16 protein-coding genes and 1 pseudogene are annotated in these 23,379 nt (G+C 65.7%); 5 read left to right on the forward strand and 12 right to left on the reverse strand.

From position 1 onward, the window contains the following. Nucleotides 1-59: 59 nt before the first annotated feature. Together J2W68_RS01240 and J2W68_RS01245 are read right to left on the reverse strand one after the other, a co-directional pair. The gene (locus J2W68_RS01240) at nucleotides 60-647 is read right to left on the reverse strand and encodes a hypothetical protein (protein ID WP_310231895.1); all 588 of its coding nucleotides are present in this window, start codon (nucleotides 645-647) and stop codon (nucleotides 60-62) included. A 109-nt stretch (nucleotides 648-756) separates the two neighbouring features. Beyond that, a complete protein-coding gene (locus tag J2W68_RS01245) occupies nucleotides 757-3,564 on the reverse strand; it encodes a PAS domain-containing hybrid sensor histidine kinase/response regulator (RefSeq protein WP_310231897.1) in 2,808 nt (935 codons plus the stop codon). A gap of 322 nt (nucleotides 3,565-3,886) precedes the next feature. Between J2W68_RS01245 and copM the strand changes: the two genes are divergently transcribed. From copM to J2W68_RS01265, 4 genes are all read left to right on the forward strand, one after another. Then, on the forward strand, nucleotides 3,887-4,330 hold the full coding sequence (gene copM, locus J2W68_RS01250) for a CopM family metallochaperone (protein WP_310231899.1): 444 nt from the start codon (nucleotides 3,887-3,889) through the stop codon (nucleotides 4,328-4,330). A gap of 83 nt (nucleotides 4,331-4,413) precedes the next feature. After that, nucleotides 4,414-4,908, forward strand: a complete 495-nt coding sequence (locus J2W68_RS01255) for a hypothetical protein (protein ID WP_310231901.1) — start codon at nucleotides 4,414-4,416, stop codon at nucleotides 4,906-4,908. 156 nt (nucleotides 4,909-5,064) lie between these two features. Next, nucleotides 5,065-5,298, forward strand: coding sequence for a hypothetical protein (locus tag J2W68_RS01260; protein WP_310231903.1), 234 nt, complete (start codon nucleotides 5,065-5,067; stop codon nucleotides 5,296-5,298). 536 nt (nucleotides 5,299-5,834) lie between these two features. Continuing rightward, nucleotides 5,835-6,917, forward strand: coding sequence for a methyl-accepting chemotaxis protein (locus J2W68_RS01265; protein WP_310231905.1), 1,083 nt, complete (start codon nucleotides 5,835-5,837; stop codon nucleotides 6,915-6,917). On the opposite strand, the gene J2W68_RS01270 is transcribed toward J2W68_RS01265, so the two are convergent. The 4 genes from J2W68_RS01270 to J2W68_RS01285 form a co-directional block, all read right to left on the reverse strand. Continuing rightward, nucleotides 6,898-7,263: a hypothetical protein gene (locus tag J2W68_RS01270; protein WP_310231909.1), complete on the reverse strand. Its 366-nt coding sequence runs from the start codon at nucleotides 7,261-7,263 to the stop codon at nucleotides 6,898-6,900. The genes J2W68_RS01265 and J2W68_RS01270 overlap by 20 nt on opposite strands. Before the next feature lie 170 nt (nucleotides 7,264-7,433). After that, nucleotides 7,434-8,105, reverse strand: coding sequence for a LysE family translocator (locus J2W68_RS01275; protein WP_310231911.1), 672 nt, complete (start codon nucleotides 8,103-8,105; stop codon nucleotides 7,434-7,436). A gap of 223 nt (nucleotides 8,106-8,328) precedes the next feature. Next, nucleotides 8,329-8,868 (reverse strand): DUF2628 domain-containing protein, encoded by a 540-nt coding sequence (locus J2W68_RS01280; protein ID WP_310231913.1) that lies wholly within the window; start codon nucleotides 8,866-8,868, stop codon nucleotides 8,329-8,331. Between the two features lie 90 nt (nucleotides 8,869-8,958). After that, complete coding sequence (locus J2W68_RS01285) at nucleotides 8,959-9,747, reverse strand: hypothetical protein (protein ID WP_310231915.1); 789 nt, start codon at nucleotides 9,745-9,747, stop codon at nucleotides 8,959-8,961. A gap of 217 nt (nucleotides 9,748-9,964) precedes the next feature. Here J2W68_RS01285 and J2W68_RS01290 point away from each other — a divergent pair. Beyond that, nucleotides 9,965-10,645 (forward strand): annotated as a pseudogene (locus J2W68_RS01290) (IS4 family transposase); the annotation flags it as partial. 187 nt (nucleotides 10,646-10,832) lie between these two features. Here J2W68_RS01290 and J2W68_RS01295 read toward each other — a convergent pair. From J2W68_RS01295 to hutU, 6 genes are all read right to left on the reverse strand, one after another. Further along, nucleotides 10,833-11,513, reverse strand: coding sequence for a hypothetical protein (locus tag J2W68_RS01295; RefSeq protein ID WP_310231917.1), 681 nt, complete (start codon nucleotides 11,511-11,513; stop codon nucleotides 10,833-10,835). 57 nt (nucleotides 11,514-11,570) lie between these two features. Then, nucleotides 11,571-12,287, reverse strand: a complete 717-nt coding sequence (locus J2W68_RS01300) for a hypothetical protein (protein WP_310231920.1) — start codon at nucleotides 12,285-12,287, stop codon at nucleotides 11,571-11,573. Between the two features lie 91 nt (nucleotides 12,288-12,378). Further along, nucleotides 12,379-12,756 carry a hypothetical protein gene (locus J2W68_RS01305; protein WP_310231922.1) on the reverse strand — a complete coding sequence of 126 codons (378 nt, stop codon included), beginning with the start codon at nucleotides 12,754-12,756 and terminating at the stop codon, nucleotides 12,379-12,381. A gap of 341 nt (nucleotides 12,757-13,097) precedes the next feature. Then, complete coding sequence (locus J2W68_RS01310; RefSeq protein WP_310231924.1) at nucleotides 13,098-13,775, reverse strand: DsbA family oxidoreductase; 678 nt, start codon at nucleotides 13,773-13,775, stop codon at nucleotides 13,098-13,100. Nucleotides 13,776-13,859: 84 nt separating this feature from the next. Next, nucleotides 13,860-20,816, reverse strand: coding sequence for a fibronectin type III domain-containing protein (locus J2W68_RS01315; protein ID WP_310231926.1), 6,957 nt, complete (start codon nucleotides 20,814-20,816; stop codon nucleotides 13,860-13,862). Nucleotides 20,817-21,602: 786 nt separating this feature from the next. Continuing rightward, nucleotides 21,603-23,276 carry a urocanate hydratase gene (gene hutU, locus J2W68_RS01320; RefSeq protein ID WP_310231928.1) on the reverse strand — a complete coding sequence of 558 codons (1,674 nt, stop codon included), beginning with the start codon at nucleotides 23,274-23,276 and terminating at the stop codon, nucleotides 21,603-21,605. Between the last annotated feature and the right edge of the window lie 103 nt (nucleotides 23,277-23,379).

Here is a 23,379-nt window from a genome sequence, read left to right on the forward strand (position 1 = left end):
CGGCAGTGGCGCGGGTCCCACAAGATGGCGACGCGAACCGCGCTGCACAACCCGCACGGTCAGGCCGCGGCGGGTCCGCGGGACCGGCGCCAGATGCGGCGTGCAAGCGCATAGACGCCCAAGTGGGCGAACGCCGACAGCATCGCCACGATCCCGCCGACCAGCAGCGGCAGCACTGCGCCGAACACCACGGTCATCGCCAGTACAAAGCCCAGCAGGCACTCGGCGCGGTAGGCGGGCAGGACCAGGCCCAGCCCCAGCGCCGACAGCAGCACCGCGCTGGCGACATCCTCCCGGCCGCTGACGAACGCGAGCGACAGCGCCGCGCCGCAGGCCACAGCGATGACGAATCCGGTGAGCGCGCCCCGCAGCGCCCGGCGCCTGTCGACACGACGCCCCACACGCTGTGCCACGCGCCCGGAGACGTACCAGGCCATCGCGGGCAGCAGCACCAGCCCCCAGCCGTTCCAGACCGCGGGCAGATCGGGCCGTGCCAGCAGATGGTGGCTCACAATGCCACCATGCAGATGCTCCCAGGCCAGATGCGCCAGCGCGGCCAGCAGCACCACGAGTGTCAGCCCGATCCGCCAGGCGCGCACGCGCGTCGCGCCGTCGCGCTTTTCGAACCCATTTCCGCCCAGTGGCATCCGGATGTCCCCGTCGATTCGCATTCGAATCTAGGCCTCGCCGAGGCCGGGGGCCCGTGGCATTCGCCATCATGACGTCCGGCGACCGGTCTCCCGGCGCCGGCCAGGCTCAGGCGTCGGGTAGGCGGTCCGGGGCGAGCATCGCGCTGACGCGCGCTGCCAGCGTATCCACCGTGTAGGGCTTGCCGATCAATTGCACGCCCGGATCCAGCACGCCGTCATGCACCAGCGTGTTGCGGCTGTTGCCGGTGGTGAACAGCACCTTGAGATCGGGACGACGCTTCAGCGCCGCGTCCGCGAGCTGGCGCCCGTTGACCTCGGGCATCACCACATCGGTGAACAGCAGCACGATGTCCGGATGCGCGTCGAGCAGCTGCAGCGCGCTGGCCGCGCCGTCGGCCGCGAGCACGCGATAGCCCAGTTCGGTCAGCGCATCGGTCGAGAACTGTCGCACCGCCGGCTCGTCGTCCACCACGAGCACCAGCTCCTGCCGACCATGCGGCGGCGCGACGCCCTGGTCCGCCGGCGGCTTTGGTTCGACACCGCCGACCAGTCGCGGCAGATACAGCTTCACCACCGTGCCCCGCGCCACCTCCGACAACATGCGCACATGGCCCGCCGATTGCCGGACGAAGCCGTACACCTGCGACAGCCCGAGCCCGGTGCCCTTGCCGACCTTCTTGGTCGTATAGAACGGATCGAAGGCCTTGGCCATCACCTCGGGCGGCATGCCACTGCCGTCGTCGGACACGCTGATCAGCACGTACTCGCCGGGCGGCACGCCGTGTAGCGCCACGGCATCGTCGGCGTCCAGGCGGCAATTGTTCGTGGCGATGGTGAGCCGGCCACCGCCGGGCATCGCATCGCGCGCGTTGACCGCCAGATTGAGGATCACGTTCTCCAGCTGGTTGGCGTCCACGTGGGTACACCAGAGGTCGTCCTGCAGCAGGGTCTCCAGGCGCACGCTGCTGCCCAGCGAATGCACCAGCAGATCGCGCATGCCCGCGAGCAGGCGGTTCGCGTCCACCGGCACCGGCTGCAGGGGCTGCTGGCGGGAGAACGCGAGCAATCGCTGCGTGAGCTGCGCAGCCCGGTTCGCACCGTCGATCGCCATGTCGATGTAGCGCCGGGTGCGCGGATCGGGATGGTCCTTCAGACGCGAGGACAGCAGATCCAGCGGACCGACGACGGCGGCGAGCATGTTGTTGAAATCGTGCGCGATGCCGCCGGTCAGCTGGCCCACCGCTTCCATCTTCTGGCTCTGCCGCAGGGCTTCCTCGACCCGCGTGCGCTCGGCGACTTCTGCCAGCACGCGGCTCTCCAGCTGTTCGTTCAATTCCTGCAGGCGCGCATCGGCGCGTTTGCGCGCGGTCACGTCGATCGCCACGCCGAGCACGCGCACGCAGCGGTCGCCCTCGAAAACACCACGGCCCTTGGCCGCCACCCAGCGTTCGATGCCGTCTTCCTTGCCGATGGTCCGGTATTCCACGTCGTAGAGTGCGCGCCGGGCGGGATCGGCCGCTGCCTCGAGCGCGGCAGTGGTGGCCTCGCGATCCTGCGGGTGCAGGCCGTCGTAGAAATCGCGAAGCGTCACCTCAGCGTCGGGGGAGATGCCGAACATCGCCTTGGTGCGCCGCGGCCAGATCAGCGCGTCGTGCACCAGATCGACATCCCAGAAGCCCAGGTCGCCGGCCTCGGTCGCCAGCCGCAGCCGCTTCTCGCTCTGCGCCAGCGCCGCCTCGGCGGTCCTGCGTGCCGACAGGTCCAGCATTGCGCCGATCATGCGCACCGGTTCGCCTCCGCTGCCGCGCAGGACAGTGCCGCGATCGAACACGGCAGCGTAGCTGCCATCGTCGCGACGGAACCGGTACTCGTCCGTCCACACCGACGCGTCGCCTTCGATGACCTCGTGGATGCGGCTGTCGATGCGCGCGCGATCGTCGGGGTGGATATGGTCGAGCCACCACTGCGCGTCGGTCTCGACCTCGGCGTGGCCGAACAGCGTGGTCAAGGCCTCGTTCCAGACCACCTGGCCGTCGCCGATCTTCCAGTCCCAGATCGCATCGTTGGTCGCGCGGGCGGCGAGCCGGTAACGCTCCTCGACTTCCAGGTGGCGCGCCTCGGCGGCCTTGCGGTCGGTGATGTCGAGCGAGGTGCCGACCAGCCCGATGACCGTACCGTCGCTGTCCCGCAGCGGTGCCTTGGTCGACAGCCACCACGCGCGCCGACCATCGGGGAAACTGATCGCTTCCTCGATCTGCTCCGACTGGCCGCTGGCCATGATGCGTTCGTCAGTCGCCATCACCACCGCCGCCTGCACGGCGTCGCCCAGGAACTCGGCGTCGGTGCGTCCCACATAGTCTTCCAGCGGACGGCCGATCAGTTCGGTCGTGCCGCGGTTGCCGATCAGCATCCGGCCCTGCCGGTCCTTGGCGTAGACCACGCCCGGCGCGGCATCGATGAACGATCGCAACAGCGTCTGCGCATGGTCGCGCTCGGCTTCGATCCGCCGGCGTTCCTCGATGTCGATCAGCACGCCGGGAAATCCGATCGCGTTGCCGTCCGCGTCCAGATCGACCCGGCCGATCGCTTCGATCCAGCGGTACTGCCGGTCCGTGCCCAGCGTCCGGTAGGCGTGCGCATAGCGGCCGCCACGCGCAATGGCATCGGCGATCGCCGCCGACACACCAGGCCGGTCGTCGGGATGCACGTACTCGAGAATCTGTTCCAGCGGCAGATTGTCGCGCGAGACCGACGGATCCAGACCGAAGGCATCGGCCAACGCGTCGTCGATCGTCACCCGGTTCCGCGGAATGTCCCAGAACCAGGTGCCGACAATCGCGCCGGCGGCCAGGGCCATCTCGACGCGTTCGGCATCACGCACGCGATCGAGGTCGTCGGGTGTCGAAGCATCCAAGAGGGGCTCGGGTGGAATCGGAGAGAGCCGCATTCTCCCAAATTGCCGCGACAGTGGCGTCTACAACCCACAGAACCTGCCGCGCGGACGAACGGCCGGCATCCACGCGCGTGGATGCCATCGACTGCTTCCGGCGGCGCCCTCGCGGTGAAACGGCGCGACGGCTTCGGACGTGCATGCGCAAAGCACGGGCACCCGGCGACACGAACACGCAGGGCATCTCGCCGCGCCCGGCATACGCGCAACGACGCCGGTGCCTGGACACCGGGTCGACACCCCGTGCATGGTGTCGCCCCTCCGCAATCGCCCAAGGACCGTGACCATGCGCTTGATGCCCCTGCTGGCAATGACCGCCGCCCTCGCCGCCTGCGCACCGGATGCCGCGCCGCCCACGTCCGCCGCCGATGCCGGTGATGCGCGCGCCCACGCATCCCCCGCCACGACGACGGTCGAAGGAGGCACCGCCACCGCCTCCACGCTGGCCTACCAGCGCATCAACGAGACCATGCATGCCGGCATGGGCGCCGGTTTCACCGGCGACGCCGATGTCGACTTCATGCGCGGCATGATTCCGCACCACCAGGGCGCCATCGACATGGCCCACGTCGTGCTTGAGCACGGCACCGACCCGGAGGTGCGCGTCCTCGCGCAGCAGGTCATCGCCGCGCAGGAAGACGAGATCGCGCAGATGCGGCGCTGGCTGCAGGCGCGCGGCGTCGCCGTCGAGGCACCGGCAGCAGATGCCGGCGCGCACGACCATCACTGAAGGCACGGACGTGCGCTGCGTTCTTGAACGACAGGCCTGTAGCTCATGAATCCGGAAACACCCAGCACGACAGGCGGCACGTCATGACCCACGACATCGGCTCAATGCTGCGCGATCGCCTCGGTCTCGCGCCGCCTGTGCCCGTCGCATTCGAACGCGGCGAGGTGACCGGGCTCCATGGCTACACCCGACAGCGCATCGAGTACGGCGGGCTCGAGGGCGACACGATTCCCGCCTTCCTGTTCACGCCGACGGCGCAGCCCGCCCGAGGCGGCGTGGTGGTCTTCCACCAGCACAACGGCGAGTTCCACTTCGGCAAGAGCGAAATCGCCGGCGAGGTCGGCAGCCCGTTCCAGGCGCTCGCGCGTCGCGGACTTGCCGTGCTCGCACCGGACGCCCTCACGTTCGAAGATCGCCGCGGCCAGGTCCACGGCGTGGAACCGCATGACTACGACTGGCTGCAGCACTACAGCGCCATGAGCTACCGCCTGCTCGACGGCGACACGCTGATGCGCAAAGGCCTCGACGACGCCCAGCGTGCGCTGAGCGTGCTGATCGACGCGACCGAACTGGACTAGCAGCGCGTCGGCATCGCCGGGCATTCGTACGGCGGTTACACCGCGCTCTACCACGCCGCCGTCGATCCGCGCTGCCGCTTCGCCTGCATCAGCGGCGCGGTCTGCAGTTTCGAAACCCGTCGCCGCGAAGAAACCGGCATCACCCTGTTCGAAGCGGTGCCCGGCCTCGCGCAGCTGATCGACACGCACGATGTACTGTCGGCCATCGGCCCGCGCCCGACGCTGGTCGTGTCGGGGACGGAGGACAAATACTCGCGGGATGCGGATCAGGTCGTGGCGAAGGTCGCTGGTGATTTCATCACCGAGCTGCGCGTCGAGCGGGGGCATGCGCTCGATCAGGAAGGATTCGATGCGATGGTCGAGTGGATTGTTGGGCGCGCAGCCGAGTAGCGTCGCCGATCCTTGCACGCCCGGATGGAGATAACGCTCGACTGCCGTGCTCGCAGTTCAAGAAGATCACGCGCGGCGGGTGACCGTGGCACCGTGATTTCCGCGCTTCTGTCCTGACCGAGCCGACAGCACCGTTCCCCTGCAGGCAAGACCCGAGGTGATACGCCCGGGTTCCGCCTGTTGCGTGTCGGCCCGTCGGACATTCACACGCCGCCCATGCGGCGGGGCACGACACCGCGGGTTCCGCTCGGAAACACAAGGCGTCGAGTGGATGCGCCGTGCTCGACGCTCGTCACAGGCCGTGGCCGGCCAGAATCCATCTACACGACGAAGCGCGCGCGGCATGCCCGCGAATGCGCGCCGGTGGTCCACGCATGTATCTATATCCGCAGGCGGGTGCGCCGTGTCCGCGGCTGCCGCAGACGGCGACTCAAGTTCACGACCGCGCTGCCGATAGCGGCTTGAAGCGGCAAAGCCGCCATCGCCGCCGTGCAGGCCGCGGTCCATTGCTGCTCGCCCCACCCCACTGGAGCGTCATGAACGAACGTGTTGCCACCGCGGCGGCCGAGGCCAGCGTCGACGACCATATCCGCTCCGTGGCCGGCATTTCCGATGCGCTGCTGCGCCAGTTGCGCCAATCCCTGCAGCGCATCGACGACATCAACCGGGTGACGCGGATCATCTCCATGAACGCCCGGATCGAGGCCGTGCGCATCGGCGCCGCCGGGCGCAGCTTCGGGGTGATCGCGCAGGAAATGGACAGCCTGTCGCGCAACGTCAGCGACACCGCCCAGGAGATCGACCGCATGGCTGGCCAGACCAGCCTGGACCTGCAGGCTCGGCTGCAGCAGTTGCAGAACGACGTGCGGCACACGCGACTGACCGAACTCGCGCTCGGCAACATCGACCTGATCGACCGCAACCTCTACGAACGCAGCTGCGACGTGCGCTGGTGGGCGACCGATCCGTCACTGGTCGATGCGGCATTGCGCCCGGACACCGACACGCTCGCCCACGCAAGCCGTCGCCTCGCGCAGATCCTGGACTCGTACACGGTGTACTTCGATCTGGTCCTGGCCGGGCTGGACGGCCGCATCATCGCCAACGGGCGGGCCCATCAATACGCCTCGGTCGGCACGAACGCGGCCGAGGCCGCCTGGTTCAAGAGCGCGATCCGCACCCGGTCTGGCGAGGACTACGGTTTCCAGTCGGTGCATGCCAGCGCGCTCGCCGGCGGCGAACGCGCCCTCGTCTACTCCTGCACGGTGCGTCATGGCGGCCGAGTCGACGGCGCCCCGCTGGGAGTCCTCGGCATCGTGTTCCGCTGGGATGCCCTGGCCCAGACCATCGTCGAGCGCACGCCACTGTCGGACGCCGAGTGGCAGCGCAGCCGGGTCTGCATCGTTGACGGCAGCGGCCACATTCTCGCCGACTCGGGCACGCATGCGGACCGCTGCACCCTCGAGTTCGACGGCCGCGACAGGCTGTTCGCGCTGCCGCGCGGCGCCCTCGAAACATCGCATCTCGGCCGCCCGCATTGCATCGCGCAGGCCGCCTCACCGGGCTACGAGACCTATCGGACCGGTTGGCACAGCGTGATCATGCAGGCGCTCGGCTAACCCCGTCGGCGCGTGTGTCGTCTTCAGCCCGGCGGGCCCACCGGTCCTCGAAGCGGTGCGTCGCCGGGCCCCACTCGAACACGGCGCCGGGACACATACTGCTCTGCGGCAGGCGAAGTTGCATCCGGGCGAGACAGAGCGTCTGCCAATACCGTCCGTCAGCCTTGTGCAGGACCTTGATCGTGATGACCTCGGAGGCCTGGCTGCGCATCGCCAAGCGGAACTCGAACCGCTCGGTGGACGTAGCCTGCAGCACGGCGTGCGTGGCGCCCGGCCATGCGTCGTCGCTGTCCAGCGTGGCAGGTCCACCCGTAGCGGCAGCGCAGCCGGCATTCTTGTGGAACACCGGAACCCGGGGCCGCTGCCCGACTGGCGTTGCGCTAGGGAAGGTCTGAACACTTCTGCTTCTGGCCGTCATTCCCGCGCAGGCGGGAATCCAGTGTCTTTGGTTTTCAAAGGCTTGAAGTCACTGGATCCCCGCCTGCGCGGGGATGACGGCAGTTATTCAGACCCTACCTAAAGCGCGGCGCGCGATGCCAGCATCCGGAGCCCGGCGTAACCGAACAGGACCGCCAGCGTGCCTTCGAACCAGCGGTGCGTGCGCTGGTAGACACGTCTCGCAGCAGCGGTGGAAAAGACGAGTGCATAGCTGCAGAACACCGCCACGCCGATGGGGACGCAACCCGCGACGATGCCCAGCGCCTGGCTACCCTGGGCCCCGGCAGGCAGCGCGAGCGCCACGATCGACAGCCAGACGAAGATCGCCTTGGGATTGGTGAGATGCATGGCGGCGCCGCGCAGGAAGAGGCCCTGCACAGTCGAGCGCGTCGACGCCATCTGCAGCGCCGGCCGACTCACCTGCAACGCCGACCGCGCAGACTTGAAGGCCAGCCACAGCAGATAGAGCCCGCCCAGCACCTTCAGCACCACGAGCGACTTGGAGTATCCAGCCAGCAACGCGCCGAGCCCAAACGCTGCGAGAACTCCCCACAGAGCGGAGCCACACACCACCCCCAACGCCACGACGAGGGCGGCACGTCGTCCCTGGTGCATGGCGGTCGCCATCACCGCCAGATTGCTGGGGCCAGGACTGGCGGTGCCAAGCGCGTAGGCGCCGTACGCCAGGATGACGTTGGTCGTGAGAAAGGCAGGTTCGATCACCGGACGCTCCGCATCGTGCTGCAACACCGGAACCAGGCCGCACCGCGCAACAGCTTCGGCCTGGATGACCGTTGAACCCTATCCCAGATCGGGCGTCCGCCGGACATCGGGCACCTCGATGGGTCAACGCGCGCCGCCCCGCGCGCCTCGTCCCTGCATGCCGTGGATTACATCATCACGACTGCGGCGGCGATCTCCCTGCAGTGGCCAGCACAGCCCGGTTGGCGTCAGCTGACGCCACACCAGCCCACTACAGCCACGTCGTCTCGCCCAGCACCACTTTCTTGTAGTAGCTGACGTTGGCGCGCACTGCGTACAGGGCAGCGAAGCCGTAACCCGCTGCACGCGAGAACTCGCCGAGTCCCACCACTTCGAACAACACAACCAGTGTCACTGTGCACATCAGGTACACGATGGACTGTCGCCACAAGCCTTTGATCAGGAAATAGATCGGGCCGAAGAGGAAGCCGAGAATATTAAAGTTCACGCGCAGCCGCTCGCCGGGCCGTAGATCCCGGAACCCCGGCAACTTCGGCCCGCCAGCCTTTTCGATCAGTCGGAACTTGCGTTTCCACGATTCCGAAACATCAAGGCCAGCGATTGGATCTGGCTTGGCGCTGGCCGTGGACGTCGGGGCAGGCCGTGCAGCTGGAGGCGCGTACGGTCCCGCAGAGTTGTAAGGGTCGGTCACGTTGATTCCTTTCAGAGTGATTGGCTGGACAGCCCCGACGCCGGGCAGGCGCGGTGCATCAGCAACAAGCTGGTGAAAAAACCGTCGAATTCGGAACACGCAGCACCACCTTCCATCTTCGACAGGGCTGGAGCACTTACATCAGTCAATTGCACCGGACGCCGTGCATCCTCTCCGCCGGTGACACCTTCAACGCCAGAACGCCCACCAGGGCTTCGTCTGCGGAATGACTGGCGCAGCAGGCAGTGGCGGGGGCGCGAATGGCGTGGGCCATGTCGGACTCGTATTGGCGGCGCCCACGAGTTCGAACGCGTCGTAGGCGTGCATGTCTTCGGACCAGAGTCCGGTGATGTTGCGCAGCGCCGCGTCCATACGCAGTGCGCCCTCGGCAGCGGGCTGTTCCAGCTGCTGCAGCGCCTCGCGGAGCTGCGTCTCGAGTTGGCCTTCCTCCCCCATGCAGTCCAGCTCTTCGGTCCGGACCAACACATTCTCGTAGGGCTCGTCTGCCATCCGCGTGCACCAGGCCTCGTAGAGCGAGAACTGCGGCCCATCCAGCGATGCCCGCATCAGAGGCGCGCGAGCGTGCAGCCGGGCGACACCAGATGCCCGGTCGCAGATCAGATACGCATAGCTGCGCGCCTCTTCCTCGCCGTCAATCCCGTCATCGTCGAACGTGGCGATCCGGATGTCGGCTGCGGAAAAAAGCAGCAACCAGAACAGCGGAATGCACGCGCCGGCTTCGTACTCGACACCGGACTGCGCGAAGAACGCATCCCACTCGTCCGAGTTAGGCAGGGCCTGAAAACGGGTGCAGTGGAGATAGACGCGATTAGACATGTCGGTGACCTGGTTGGGTCCGTCACCCCTCGGCGCCGGATTGAAGCATTGCTGGCATTGCGATTCGACGCTGCATCCGGTGGATACCAAACGATCTGCCTGAGCAGTAAAAATCTGGATCAGCGAGATGCCCTGCCGCACGAGCTATTCAAGCTACAACACCAGGCCATGCGGCCAATCGCACTGCAAAGCCAAGCCTCATATCTCCGCGTCCGCCCACAAGAATGAAACCCGGCAAGTGAACGTGGCGCCGTTAGCTCCCGTTCGGGATATCAGCTGAAACCGACACTGATGTCTGGAGACGGATTAATTACCTCCGCCCCCTTTAGTTGCTGATTAATTACCTCCGTCCCCTTTAGTTGCTTGCCTGCGTGGGCGCACGCAGGTCAAGCCGAAAGACGTGCCAGATCGCATCGACCAGTGGGTGGACAGCCGTCAGCTGCATGCGCTGGCGTCGACGACGCCTTACGAACTGCCGCTGATGCTGAGCAATCGGAGTGATCCGATCGAATGCCGACTGGTGGTTTACGCGAAGGCGCGCCAGGGGCGGCGCAGCCCGAATCGGCGAATGCCAAGCAGGACATCGCGCTCGACCGCGAGCAAAAAGGCGTCCGCCAGCGAACGCGAGCCGTGGCTGATCGTGGCCTCACCGGAACTCGAAGCGCCCAGCGCACGACAGCTGGTGAATCTTTACGCGCGACGCATGCAGATCGAGCTCGGCTTCCGCGATCTCAAATCCCATCGTTACGGCCAGGGCATGGAAGACAGCCTCACCCGGCAAGGTTCTCGGCTGCAGGTGCTTCTTCTGGTGAGCACGCTCGCGAGCTTCGTCAGCTGGCTGGCAGGCCTGGGCTGTGAGGCGACCGGCGTCGCGCACTGGCTCTCGCCCCGCCGCAGCACGCGCAAACTCTACTCGACCATGCGCATCGGACGCGAAGCGCTGGTCAGACGATGGCCGCTTGAACCCGTATCCAGATGGCTGGACCGCATACGATCACTGCCGCCAGCTGTCCTCGATCAGATGGCGCTGACGCGATGAAAACGTGGGGAAACCTTAGAACCTGGCACCGTTAGTCATCGGGTGGCCCAACTGCTACCCGGTTATGAAAGAAAAGTAAGTGAACCTTGCACCGTTATCTGCCGCCAACGCTCTAGCTTTGATCCCACAAATCACCTCTAACACTTGAGATAAACGAGCCGCTAACGGCATCGGCTTCAATGAGCCATTAGACCACATGCGGGGGGCTTTGATTCTGCACACGAACAAAGACCCGATCATTGTCGACCGCTACGGATTGATAGGCGCTAGCCCTTACAGGCTTTGTTCGTGCGCCGATTCTGCATGACCCAAATTCCTCAAGAAACTGCGTCTGTGTCAGTCCATTGACGAAGTACCCGGCTTTCCTGCTCTCGTAAGCGCCGAATAGCTCACGGGCTTCGCAGGCCGTGAAATACATGGCATCTGGCTTCCGATGTAGCGCGTACCAAGACCCGCAGCAGAATCGATTGGTGGGACGACAGTTAACCGGGCAAGCATTCTGCAGTTCGCGCAGTTGCTGATCGTCTAGAACGACACGATCTGAAGAGTTCGGCTTCTTGTACTGCACAAGAACGAACTTCCTATTCCCGAGTTCATAGTAGAGATCCGCTCCTTTCACGTCGCTAAGGTCGAGCCCTAGGCGATGAACTTTCCATACCTTGAGCTTGGACTGGCCCACAGTGACTGTGCGGTGCCTGCCTGGCTGGGTCCCGAAGGAATCCATGTCTATGATCTGTTCTTCAGTAAGAGCATCACGTCGACGGTTGAGGAGGTCACGGATGCCACCTTGTGTCTCCGAGGCTTTTGTGAGCATCTCAATGTCGCGATTAACGGCTTTCGCTAAGACGTGCCAGTCTTCTGAATTCATGTCGTCTAACACCAGAATTAAGCCGCGCCGCGAAGCAGCGCCAACTTGAATGATTTTTTAGGTGGTGGCTTGCTCATTGGAGCGGTCTGAAATTGACTTTGCCGTATTGATGACCTTTCCCAAAGACGTAGCGGTCATATCATTCCACGCGGATTTTAGCTGGCGAGTACCCGCCTTTGTCGGTGGCAGTTGTTCATCGGGAATTCCGGCGATATCAGGGAAAGTACGCCAGAAGGCCAGTGCGCTTTGAGTTTCTTGCTGCAAGTCAAATAGCAACTCAATGTCTGTTGATTCTAGTCGATGACTGAACTGCAGTAGTCGCTCAGATTCCTGCCATGTTCCTTGCAAATGAGCTGCTAGCGTCTTCCACCCTTGAACATCTAAGGTCTCTAGTCGAGAACGAAGGTTCGGCTGAAGAACGTGTACTCCAATGCGCATAACTTCGGCATTGATCTTTCGCACGTCGCCAGACTGGATAACCGCTTCATTAAGGATGTCCGCTCCGTAGCCGAGTGAACTACGCAGACCGCTAACAGTCGCGTTGGATAGAGTTCGGAGCCTATCCGCAATTCGATCTGACGTTCCCTTCCAAGACTTCTTCTCGTGCGCCTTGAGCACCCAATCGACATAAGCGACCGTAACCACGATTCCTATTAGCTCTGTGGCTAGGTTGAGTAGGAATCCATCGGTTGGTACTGCAGAGTTGAGCCATAAGCTTGCAATCGCAAGCGCCAGCAAAGGCAAGGCCAGTTTGAGCAGGAGTGCTTTTCTCATCGCAGCGTCTTTGACCTTTACCAGTCACCTAATACGGAATTAGACCGACCTACAAAGCGGGCTCAGCTCAATGAACTGTTAGAGTTCGCTGTCACAGCAGCATCCAGCCTTCAGTGAGAAATGGAACTCTGAGAGGCCGACCAGTCTCATCCGCCTCTTCCAAGCGACCTTTTGCCTCGTCTATTACGATAGTTGAAGCCAAAAGGTCCGCTAAGCGCTCATCAGGAAAGGTCTGCTTTGTGGCTAGAAGTGTGAATGACTGGTTGCCGAGGTCTGCTTTGTGGGCAACGATGAAATACAGCCAATAGTTATGCTCGGCTGTCAAATTTTTCTTGCTCAAGGACAAATCAAAAGCAAGGCCTCGCTTTGTTGTGTGGGGAACATCCTGGAGCATCTCAGTAACTGGGGATGGCATGTTTTCTCCGTGCGAGCCGTAACACCAAGTAGCGGTGAAAAACGCGATATTCACGGATCATCTTTGACCACCCGATGGCTGTCAACGCCGCAAAACCCGCGCAGAGAACATTCGTTCCTTGCCAAGTGTGAGAGCCACCTCTCAGCGTCCGGTGCATCTCAGCGGAAATGCGCTTAGACGTTCTGTTAGGGCGGCGTTCCGACGGAACCAGAACGCGTCTCATGTACGCGCGGGGCCGCCAGTCCGCTTCAGGCAGGCAACATGCCGCAGGACACGCGTGGCAGAGTCCACAATCGCCAGCGAGACCGTGCTTATCGAGTGATCCGCAGCGCGGATCTGGCCGCCGGGCCGGCAGACGGCCAAACCTCCACCTGGACGGCTATCTGGCCATCCGTTCATTCAGCCCCTGCCCCACCCACCTTCCCCGCCACGATCTCCCCCAACGCCCGCTCAAACACTTCCACCGGCTGCCCACCCGAGATCAGGTGCTGCTGGTCGATGATGATGGCCGGCACGCTGTTGATGCCGCTGCGAATGAAGAATTGTTCCTCGGCGCGCACCTCATCGGCGTACTCGCCGGATGCGAGAAGCGCAGCAGCGCGCTCGACATCCATTCCCACGCCAGCTGCGATGCGCACCAGCGTCGCGTGGTCGCTGACGTTCTCGCCATCGCCGTGATACGCCTGCAGCAGCGCCCGCTTGAGGTCGAGCTGTCGGCCGGCGATACCGGCCCAATGCAGCAGGCGATGCGCATCGAAAGTATTCCAGGTGCGCAGGCGGTCGCCGAAGGTGAAGCCGACCTCGGTACCGCGGCTCTGGATGTTGGCGCGGGCGGCGGTCAGTTGCTCGGGCGACATGCCGTACTTGCGGGTCAGGTGTTCGGCGATGTCCTCACCTTCCGGCGCCATCTGCGGGTTGAGTTCGAAGGGGCGCCCGTGGAATTCGACATCCACGTTGTCCGGCAGGCGCGCGAGTGCCTGTTCCAGTGCGGCCAGGCCGATGGCGCACCAGGGGCAGACGATGTCGGAGACGAAATCGATGCGCAGCGGCACGCGGTCCGTGGCGGCGTTCATGCCTGCACCATCGGCAGCTTGAGCACTGCGCTCTGAAGCAATTCCCCGGCGACCCTGTTGCCAGTCATCGCAATTCCCAACACGTCACTCGCCATGTGGTCCTCCTGCACTCGTCGTGGTCGTGCCGCTGGTGACGTCGCAGGCATTGGTGCAACCCGCAGCCCGTCGCCTGCCCCCTGCCGCGTCGGCGCTGCCGCGCGGGCCGGTGGGCTGGGTGCCGTAGGTCAGGCGCAGTCCGATACTGCTGTTCTGCGTCGATTGGCTCGCCTGCTCGTGACCGAGCAGCAGCGACAGTGCCCAGCCGCCCGTCAGACGCACGTCCAGTCCACCCGACAGCGTCAGGGCATTGTCGTTGTAGCTGCGCATGGCGAAGCTGTAGTCGGTGGCCTGCGGCAGGATCACGTAGTTCATGGCTGCGTCGTTGCGGTTTTCAAGCGCCTCGCGGTATTCCAGGGTCCAGAACGGACGCACGCGGCCGGTGTCGCCGCCGATGCGATAGCTGCCTTCAACGCCCAGCGCCACGGTCGTGCTGTCGACGTCCTGGCGGCGATACGCCAGGTCGTAGAGGTCCAACCCGTATTCGCGATACGCATCCAGCGTGGAACGACTGGTATCCACGCGGCCGTAGCTGGTCAGCGTCATCGCCGGCCCGCGGTGTTCGTAGCCCATCGCGAGCGAGGCGAACCACTGGTCACCCTTGCGGGCGCCCGTTGCCAGGGCGCCAGCGTCACTGCTCCAGCGCCGCAGATCGAACTCCAGCCGGCCGGCGCCCGCCAGGGCATCGACGAAGACGTGCTCGCCGGCCCGCCACAGGCCATACAGCGCCAGCGAGCGCTGGTCGGCCTGCATGCGTGAACCACCCACGGCATCCAGCTCGGTGTTGTTGTGGGCGAGGCTGCCGGCGACGCCGATCAGCACTTGGTCGCTGAGCGCGCGATCGGCGCCGATGGTGATGCCATCGGTGTCGAAGTCGTACGCCGAGGCGCCGCCTCGGCCGCCGACGGTGGCGGTGCCCGAGACCCAGGCGCCCCAACCTGCCGGCATCGCCGGCCACAGACTAGCCGCGGCCTGCCCTACTGGTGCCGACAGGCCCTGGCCGTTGACGCCGCCGTCATAGGTCAGTGTGACGTTGCTGGACGAAGCATTGACGCCACTGCGCACCTGGCGCAGGCGGTCCCGGATGTTGGACTGCTGGGCCTGCGCGAACCGGACGCTGGCGTCCACCTGCGCCTGCAGCAGGCCGGTGACACCGGGATCGCGCGTCGGGTCCGGCCGGGTGGTCACGCTGAGCCGCATTTCGATGCTGGCCGCGGCGTAGTTGCCGGCCGCCGCCTGCGTGGCGGTGATGATCGCGACGCCTTCGCCGTGCAGGGTGACTGTGCGGCCGTCGATGCTGGCCACCTCGCGCTGGCTGCTGCTGAAGGCGAACGTGCCGGCGCTGGGGCTGTCGGGATCGTCCAGTGCAAAGGCGGCTTCACCCAGAATCTTGTTGAGCTGTTCGGGCCAGACGAGCGTGGGCACAGCTGCGGCGATCTCGACATCCAGCCGCACCTGCGGCGCGGCCTCGAAGTTGGCATCCCCCGCCTGGTCGGCCGTCAGGCTGCACAGCCCTGCCGCGCGCATCGTGACGACGGCACCCTCGACGGTGCAGACCGTCGGCGAGGTACTGGCGAACACCAGCGGAAGACCGGATGCACCACCTTCGGCGCTGAGCGCAAACGTGCCATCAGGCGCGAAAACAGGCGCGGCAGGATTCGTGGCAAAACCGGTAATGCTTTGGACCGCTTGCGAGACGACCAGCTCGAAGCCCTGCGACGCCGTGAACCCGTTGGCATCGCGGACCTGCGCGGTCACATCGAAGCGACCCGCGACGCTCGGTGCGCCGGACAACCTGCCCGACATGCTCAGCACCAATCCGGCGGGCAGCGCGCCGTCGATGACGGTGTAGGTGTAGGGCGCGGTTCCGCCGGTGGCATCGAGGGTCTGCTCGAACGTATCGCCATAGATCGCGTCCAGCGTCGCCGGCAATGACAGGCTGATCACCGGCGCTGCAACTTCCAGCGCATAGGCGCGTTGCGCGGTAAACGGACCCGTGCCCGTGCTGCTGTCGACCACGGCGGCAGTGAACGCAAAATCGCCGGATTCGGTCGGCGTGCCCGACAGGGCACCGTTGGCCGAGAGCGCAAGCCCTTGCGGCAGGCGGCCGCCGACCAGAGTGAACGTGTACGGCGCGGCGCCGCCGCTCGCCACGAGAGCGTGCGTGTACGTCGTTCCGCCAGTGGCCGCAGGTGGCGCGGTGGCGTCGAGTGCGACCGAGGGCGCGGCGACGGTCACCGTAACCACTGCGGGCGTTGTCGTGGTGTACGCGTCGCTGGCGGTGTAGGTAAAGCTGTCCTGACCCGCATAGCCGGCCGCGGGCTGATAGGTGATCGTCATGCCGCTGACGACCGCGACACCGTGCTGCGGGGCGCTCGCGATGCCGACCAAGGTCGGCGTGCCGGTGATCGCCAGGTCCACCGGTGAAGCGCTGGCGCCGTAGGCCACCGTGACGGCAACGGGATCGACATCCAGAGCAGGCACAGGCGTGACCGGGGCGGTCGCGCCCGAGGCGATGCCTGTCCCGACTGCATTGGTCGCAATGACGGTGAAGGTGTACGCAGTGCCCGGATCCAGCCCGGTCACAGTGACCGGGCTGCCGGCGCCCGTGGCGGACACGCCGCTCGGATTCGAGGTCACCGTGTAGCCCGTGATCGCGGCACCGCCGGCGAACGTCGGCGCGGTGAACGTCACCGCCACCGCGCCTGGACCCGCGATGCTGGCAGCGCCGATGCCCGGGGCGCCAGGCGCCACCGCATTGACGGCGAACGACTGGCTGACCCGCAGCGCGGGCGCGTTGCTGGCGTCACCGGTCTGGTCGGCGTTGATGGTGCAGGTGCCTGGGGTAACGAAGGTCAGCACGCCGCCGGAGGTCACCGTGCAGACACCGGTTGTCGACGAGGTGAAGGTGACCGGCAGGCCGGAGTCGGCGGTGGCGACCAGCGTGGGTGAAGTGCCGAAATCCTGCGCACCGGGATTGGCGAACGTGATCGTCTGGTCCGCGGACAGCGTGACCGGGTTGGATGCTACCGACGCGCTGCCGGTGCCGGCCGCGTTGTCGGCCGTGACCGTAAAGGTGTAGCTGATGCCATTGCCCAGGCCATTGACCGTGATCGGCCCCGCCACGCCCGTGGCGGTCAGGCCGCCTGGGCTCGAGGTCACCGTGTAGTTCGTAATTGCAGCGCCGCCGGTGGATGCCGGGCCCGTGAATGTCACCGCCACAGCGCCCGGACCATCGATGCTGGCGGCGCCCATGACCGGGGCACCAGGCACCACAGGATCAACGGCAAATGACTGACTGACCCGCAACGCGGGCGCGTTGCTGGCGTCACCGGGCTGATCGGCGTTGATGCTGCAAAGGCCCGCCGTGACGAAGGTGAGCACGCCGCCGGAGGTGATGGTGCAGACCCCCGTCGTCGACGAAGTAAACGTGACCGGCAAGCCGGAATCGGCGGTGGCCACCAACGTGGGCGAGGCGCCGAAATCCTGCGCACCGGGATTGGCGAACGTGATCGTCTGGCCTGCGGTCGGTGTGATCGCATTCGATGCCACCGACGCACTGCCGGCCCCGGCCACGTTCTCGGCGGTGACCGCGAAGGTATAGCTGACGCCATTGGTCAGACCACTGACCGTGACCGGTCCCGCCACAGTCGTGGCAGTGAGGCCACCCGGACTGGACACGACGGTGTACCCGGTCACGGCACTGCCGCCGGTAGACACGGGCGCGGAAAAGCTGATCGAGGCCTGCGTATCGCCGGCAGTCGCCGTGATTGCGGTCGGTTCACCCGGAACGACGGCATTGACCGCGAACGACTGGCTGACCTGCAACGCGGGCGCGTTGCTTGCGTCGCCGGCCTGGTCGGCGTTGATGGTGCAGGTGCCCGCGGTGACGAAGGTCAGCACGCCGCCGGAGGTCACCGTGCAGACACCGGTCGTCGACGAGGTGAAGGTGACCGGCAGGCCGGAGTCGGCGGTGGCGACCAGCGTGGGTGTGGTGCCGAAATCCTGCGCGCCGGGATTGGCGAAGGTGATGGCCTGGCCCGCCGCCGGCGTGATCGCATTCGATGCAGCCGATGCGCTGCCGGTGCCGGCGACGTTGTCGGCGACGACCGTAAAGGTGTAGCTGACGCCATTGGTCAGGCCATTGACCGTGATCGGCCCCGCCGCGCCCGTGGCGGTCAGGCCGCCCGGATTGGAGGTCACGGTGTAGCCGGTCACGGCGCTGCCGCCGGTAAACGCGGGTGCGGTGAACGCGACTGACGCCTGCGTATCGCCGGCAGTCGCCGTGATCGCGGTCGGCGCGCCGGGGGCAACGGAGTTGACGGTAAACGTCCGGCTGACCTGGGGCGCCGGCAGATAGCTCGCGTTTCCATCCTGGTCCGCATTGATGGTGCAGCTGCCCGCCGCGAGGAAGGTGAGCGTGCCGCCCGACGTCACCAAGCAGACCCCGGTCGTCGTGGACGTGAAGGTCGGCGTCAGACCGGAATCGCTGGTCGCCGTGAGCGTCGGCGTGGTGCTGAAATTCTGCGTGCCCGGGTTGTTGAAGGTGATGACCTGCGGCGACGCCGGCGTGATCGAATTGGATGCGACGGATGCGTCACCGGTGCCGGCGGCGTTGCTCGCGGTGACCGTGAAGGTGTAACTGACGCCATTGGTCAGGCCATTGATCGTGATCGGGCCCGCTGCGCCGGTGGCGGTGAAGCCGCTGGGGCTGGAGGTCACGGTGTACCCGATGACGGCACTGCCGCCGTTGGACGCGGGCGCGGTAAACGCGAGTGTTGCCTCCGTATCGCCAGCAGTCGCCGAGACCGCGGTCGGCGCACCCGGAACGATGGCATTGACGGTGAATGTCCGGCTGATCTGCGGCGCGGCTAGAAAGCCCGTGTCGCCCCCCTGGTCCGCATTGATGGTGCAGCTGCCTGCCGCGAGGAACGTGAGCGTGCCGCCGGAGGTCACCGTGCAGACCCCGGTCGTCGACGAGGAAAAGCTGACCGGCAGACCGGAATCGCTGGTCGCCGTGAGCGTCGGCGTGGTGCCGAAATTCTGCGCGCCGGGGTTGTTGAAGGTGATGGCCTGTTCGGCTTTCGGGGTGATGCTGTTCGATGCCGCCGACGCCGCGCCCGTCCCGACCGCGTTGGTGGCGGTGACGGTGAAGGTGTAAGCCGTGCCGTTGGTCAGCCCGGTCACGACGAGGGGCGAAGACGTCCCGCTGCCGACGATGGCGCCGGGACTGGACGTCACCGTGTAACCGGTGATGGCAGCGCCGCCGTTATCGGCTGGCGCGCTGAAGGTGATCGATGCCTGTCCGTTGCCCGCCGTCGCAGTGCCGATGTCAGGCGCGCCCGGCACCAGCGGGATCGCCACGGTGTGCGACGAGCCTGCGTTGAATGCGGCCGGAGGCCCATTGCCGGCACCGTCCAGGATGTCGGTGCCGCTGTTGAGATCCACACGCAGGGTGCCTGCGCCGGTGATGCCATTGACGACGAGGTTGAACGCGGCGCCGCTGCCCGACACGCTGGCGATGGTGCCCGTGGCACTGCCGGTGGACGTCAACGAGAAATCGTCGACAGAGAGACCGGTGACGGTTTCGGTGAAGATCGCAGTGAAAGTCACCGAGGTGTCGGTATCTGATGCGCCGCCCGCAGGCGCGATCGAGACGACCGCGGGCAGTGTGTTGTCGACGGTGGCGTTGGCCGTGTCCGCACGTGTGGTGAGGTTGCCGGCATTGTCGGTCGCACTGACGCTCACGTTCCGGCCGTCGGCACTGATGCCACCCGCCGCAAGGACGTAGGTTGCCGTCCAGGTGCCGCTGCTGTTCGTCGCGACCACGGCGGAACCGCCACCGAACCCGTTGAAATCCACGGTGACATTGCTGATGGTGTCGCTGTTGTTGTCACCGCCGGCCGTGTTGTTCCAGGTCGCCGTGACGGTGTCGCCGATCTTGTAGGCGCCCCCCGTCCCGCTGGCGCCAGAGATGGCGATGTTGGCAGCGGTGACGGTCGGCGCCACGTTATCCACAGTGGCGTTCGTCGTGTCGGCAGTGGTCGTCGGACCGACGTTGTTGATTGCCGTGACCCTGACATTGCGGTTGACTGCATCGATGGCCCCCGCCGTCAGGGTGAACGACGCTTGCCACGTTTCGGCGGTGTTCGTGGCGACGACGGCCGCACCCCCACCGAAGGCGCTGAAGTCGAACGTGACCTCGGTGACGCCCAGGTTGTTGTCGCCGCTGGCAGTGTTGTTCCAGGTCGCCGTGACCGTGTCGCCGATCTTGTACGCGCCACCGGTGCCGCTGGCACCGGAGATCGCGATGCGGGCGTCACTGACCACAGGGGGAAGCGGTACGACGGCATCGTCGATGACGATGTTGTTCATCGAGTGCCAAGTACCCGAATCGCCGTTCACTCCTCCTTCCGAAATGAACATCCGGACGTCATCCACATTGGCGAATGCATCGCTGAGTGCGATGGTCCTCTGTACGAAATCGGACGAATTGAATCCATTGAAAGTCATCGTCGCGACCTGAGCGCCATCGCGGTACCCGACCACGGTATTGGTAAACGGAGTCTGCTCGCCCCAGTTCAGATAATCGAATGACACCAGGCGGAATTCAGCGCCGTCGCCCGAGCGGACAGCCATCCCTTTTGTGGTGCCGTCGGCGAAGTCGTCATACGTCAGGGCGCTGGGAATTCCAAAGGCAGGACCCCGCCAGTGGATTGCGCCTCGATTCGTCCCAGCGGTGTCCGAGATGTTGATGATCTGGATATCCTTGCCCGGAATATCCAGCGAGCCCCCGTCGCCATCCGACGCGATGGCATCACCGAGGCCAGCATTGCTGGAGAACGTGAGGGTGGCGGGTGCCGCCAGCGCGCCGGGCGCCACGGCGAGCAGCGCCAGCAGGCCCAGCGCATGCAGCGCGGAGCGGATCTTGGTGGATACCGACATTGAAACTTCCCCTGTGTCTCCGCGTGCCGCGGTCAACCGACCGACGGGCGGATAGCTCGTTGACATGCTCCAGGGCATGACCGGCGCCAGGACGTCAGGTGTTTTCGACACCTTCGGCAAAGCGCTGCTGTCCTGCGTCCCGGCCCCCTGGGCGGCTCTCTCTCTTTCTTTCGAAGAGACGAACCACCCCTACGACGTTCGCTGCTCCCTCAGTCCGTCCCCCACCCCTGCCGCACCGGACTCCTTGCGCCTGTTCATCTTCGCACTTTCCAGTACGTCCGCGGCAGACCAGTGGTCATGCAGGATCTGTGCCGACGCAGGATTCCCCCGCGGGACGGGCGTGCGCTGTGCCCGATTGTCTGCAGATGACGCCGTTGGACTACCGCTTGTCCCGCACGTTCGGCGTTCCCACCGCGCCGCGGAGACTTCATGCGCTGCCGGCGACAGCGACACGGGCGCGTGCGTCTCGAACGCGAATCCGACTGAAGATCCGAAACAGCCTTACTACTCAGAAAGAGACTGCGCACGTTACGGGCGATTCGCCACCGGGTGACTGTCGATAACAGACGCGCGGGATAGCAACCAAGAGCGGCGCCTGTGGCGAGCTTCGACCAATCCCATCGCCTGCGCCGTTCTAGAGCGGATTAAGCGCTGGCACCGGCATTCGTCCGAATGCGTCCCCCAAACGCGCTTCCGGACCAACGGTCAGACAGCGGCCACGCTGGACAACGCGAAAATTCGGGTGCGCGGCCACCCAAAGACACGCACCAGCGTGTTCTGTCCCAGCTACACCATCGGCAGCTTGAGGCCCTGCTCTTTCGCGCAGGCCTTGGCGATGTCGTAACCCGCATCCGCATGGCGCATGACGCCGGTGCCGGGGTCGTTCCACAGCACGCGGGCGATGCGCTTGTCGGCTTCCGCGGTGCCGTCGCAGACGATGACCACGCCCGAGTGCTGCGAATAGCCCATGCCGACGCCGCCGCCGTGATGCAGGCTCACCCAGGTGGCGCCGCCGGCGACGTTGAGCATGGCGTTGAGCAGCGGCCAGTCGCTGACCGCGTCGCTGCCGTCGCGCATGGCTTCGGTTTCGCGGTTCGGGGAGGCGACAGAGCCGGAATCGAGATGGTCGCGGCCAATGACGATCGGCGCTTTCAGTTCGCCATTGCGCACCATCTCGTTGAACGCGAGACCCAGCTTGTCGCGCAGGCCGAGGCCCACCCAGCAGATGCGCGCGGGCAGGCCCTGGAAGGCGATGCGCTCACTGGCCATGTCGAGCCAGCGGTGCAGGTGCGGGTCGTCAGGGATCAGTTCCTTGACCTTGGCGTCGGTCTTGGCGATGTCCTCGGGATCACCGCTCAGCGCGACCCAGCGGAACGGGCCGATGCCGCGGCAGAACAGCGGGCGTACGTAGGCCGGCACGAACCCGGGGAAATCGAACGCGCGGGCGCAGCCGACATCCTTGGCCATCTGGCGGATGTTGTTGCCGTAGTCGAACGTGGGCACGTCCATCGCCTCGAACGCGAGCATCGCCTCGACGTGCACGCGCATCGACTGCTTGGCGGCGTCGCGCACCTTGTCGGGATTGGCTGCCTGCTCAGTGAGCCACTGTTCGACCGTCCAGCCGATCGGCAGGTAGCCGTGCACCGGGTCGTGGGCGCTGGTCTGGTCGGTGACGGCGTCCGGGCGCACGCCGCGCTCGACCAGCTGCGGCAGGATCTCGGCTGCATTGCCGAGCAGCGCGATGGATTTCGCTTCGCCGGCCTGCGTGTACTCTTCGATGCGGGCCAGGGCGTCGTCGAGATTGGCCGCCTGTTCGTCGACGTAGCGGGTCTTCAGGCGCATGTCGATGCGCGACTGCTGGCATTCGATGTTGAGGCTGCAGGCGCCGGCGAGACTCGCGGCCAGCGGCTGCGCGCCACCCATGCCGCCGAGGCCGGCGGTGAGAATCCACTTGCCGGTGAGATCGCCGCCGTAGTGCTGGCGGCCCATCTCGACGAAGGTCTCGTATGTGCCTTGCACAATGCCCTGGCTGCCGATGTAGATCCACGAACCGGCGGTCATCTGGCCGTACATCATCAGGCCCTTGCGATCGAGTTCGTGGAAGTGCTCCCACGTAGCCCAGTGCGGCACAAGGTTGGAATTGGCGATTAGCACGCGCGGCGCATCGGCGTGCGTGCGGAACACGCCGACGGGCTTGCCGGACTGCACCAGCAGGGTCTCGTCATCGCCCAGGGTCTTCAACGATTCGACGATGGCGCCGTAGCAGGCCCAGTCGCGCGCGGCGCGACCGATACCGCCGTAGACGACGAGGTCTTCCGGGCGCTCGGCCACCTCGGGGTCGAGGTTGTTCATCAGCATGCGCAGCGGCGCTTCGGTGAGCCACGAGCGGCAGCTGAGCTCGGTGCCGCGCGGCGCGCGGATGACGCGCGAGGGGTCGTGGCGCGAAGAGGTGTCGGACATGGCGGCGCGTTCCTGCAATGACGATGCGGCGATTATCGCACCGCGCCGCGCCGCGGCCTGACGCGCCGCGGCGTGAGCCGGACCGGGCACGACGGCTAAGCTG

This window comes from Luteimonas terrae (assembly GCF_031457535.1).
GTDB lineage: Bacteria > Pseudomonadota > Gammaproteobacteria > Xanthomonadales > Xanthomonadaceae > Luteimonas > Luteimonas terrae_A.

Excerpts from the sequence above, each read along its gene's own strand:
- J2W68_RS01240 (WP_310231895.1), bottom strand. The coding sequence starts at position 647 with ATGCCACTGGGCGGAAATGGGTTCGAAAAGCGCGACGGCGCGACGCGC.
- copM (WP_310231899.1), top strand. The coding sequence starts at position 3,887 with ATGCGCTTGATGCCCCTGCTGGCAATGACCGCCGCCCTCGCCGCCTGC.
- J2W68_RS01255 (WP_310231901.1), top strand. The coding sequence starts at position 4,414 with ATGACCCACGACATCGGCTCAATGCTGCGCGATCGCCTCGGTCTCGCG.
- J2W68_RS01265 (WP_310231905.1), top strand. The coding sequence starts at position 5,835 with ATGAACGAACGTGTTGCCACCGCGGCGGCCGAGGCCAGCGTCGACGAC.
- J2W68_RS01295 (WP_310231917.1), bottom strand. The coding sequence starts at position 11,513 with ATGAATTCAGAAGACTGGCACGTCTTAGCGAAAGCCGTTAATCGCGAC.
- J2W68_RS01300 (WP_310231920.1), bottom strand. The coding sequence starts at position 12,287 with ATGAGAAAAGCACTCCTGCTCAAACTGGCCTTGCCTTTGCTGGCGCTT.
- J2W68_RS01310 (WP_310231924.1), bottom strand. The coding sequence starts at position 13,775 with ATGAACGCCGCCACGGACCGCGTGCCGCTGCGCATCGATTTCGTCTCC.
- J2W68_RS01315 (WP_310231926.1), bottom strand. The coding sequence starts at position 20,816 with ATGTCGGTATCCACCAAGATCCGCTCCGCGCTGCATGCGCTGGGCCTG.
- hutU (WP_310231928.1), bottom strand. The coding sequence starts at position 23,276 with ATGTCCGACACCTCTTCGCGCCACGACCCCTCGCGCGTCATCCGCGCG.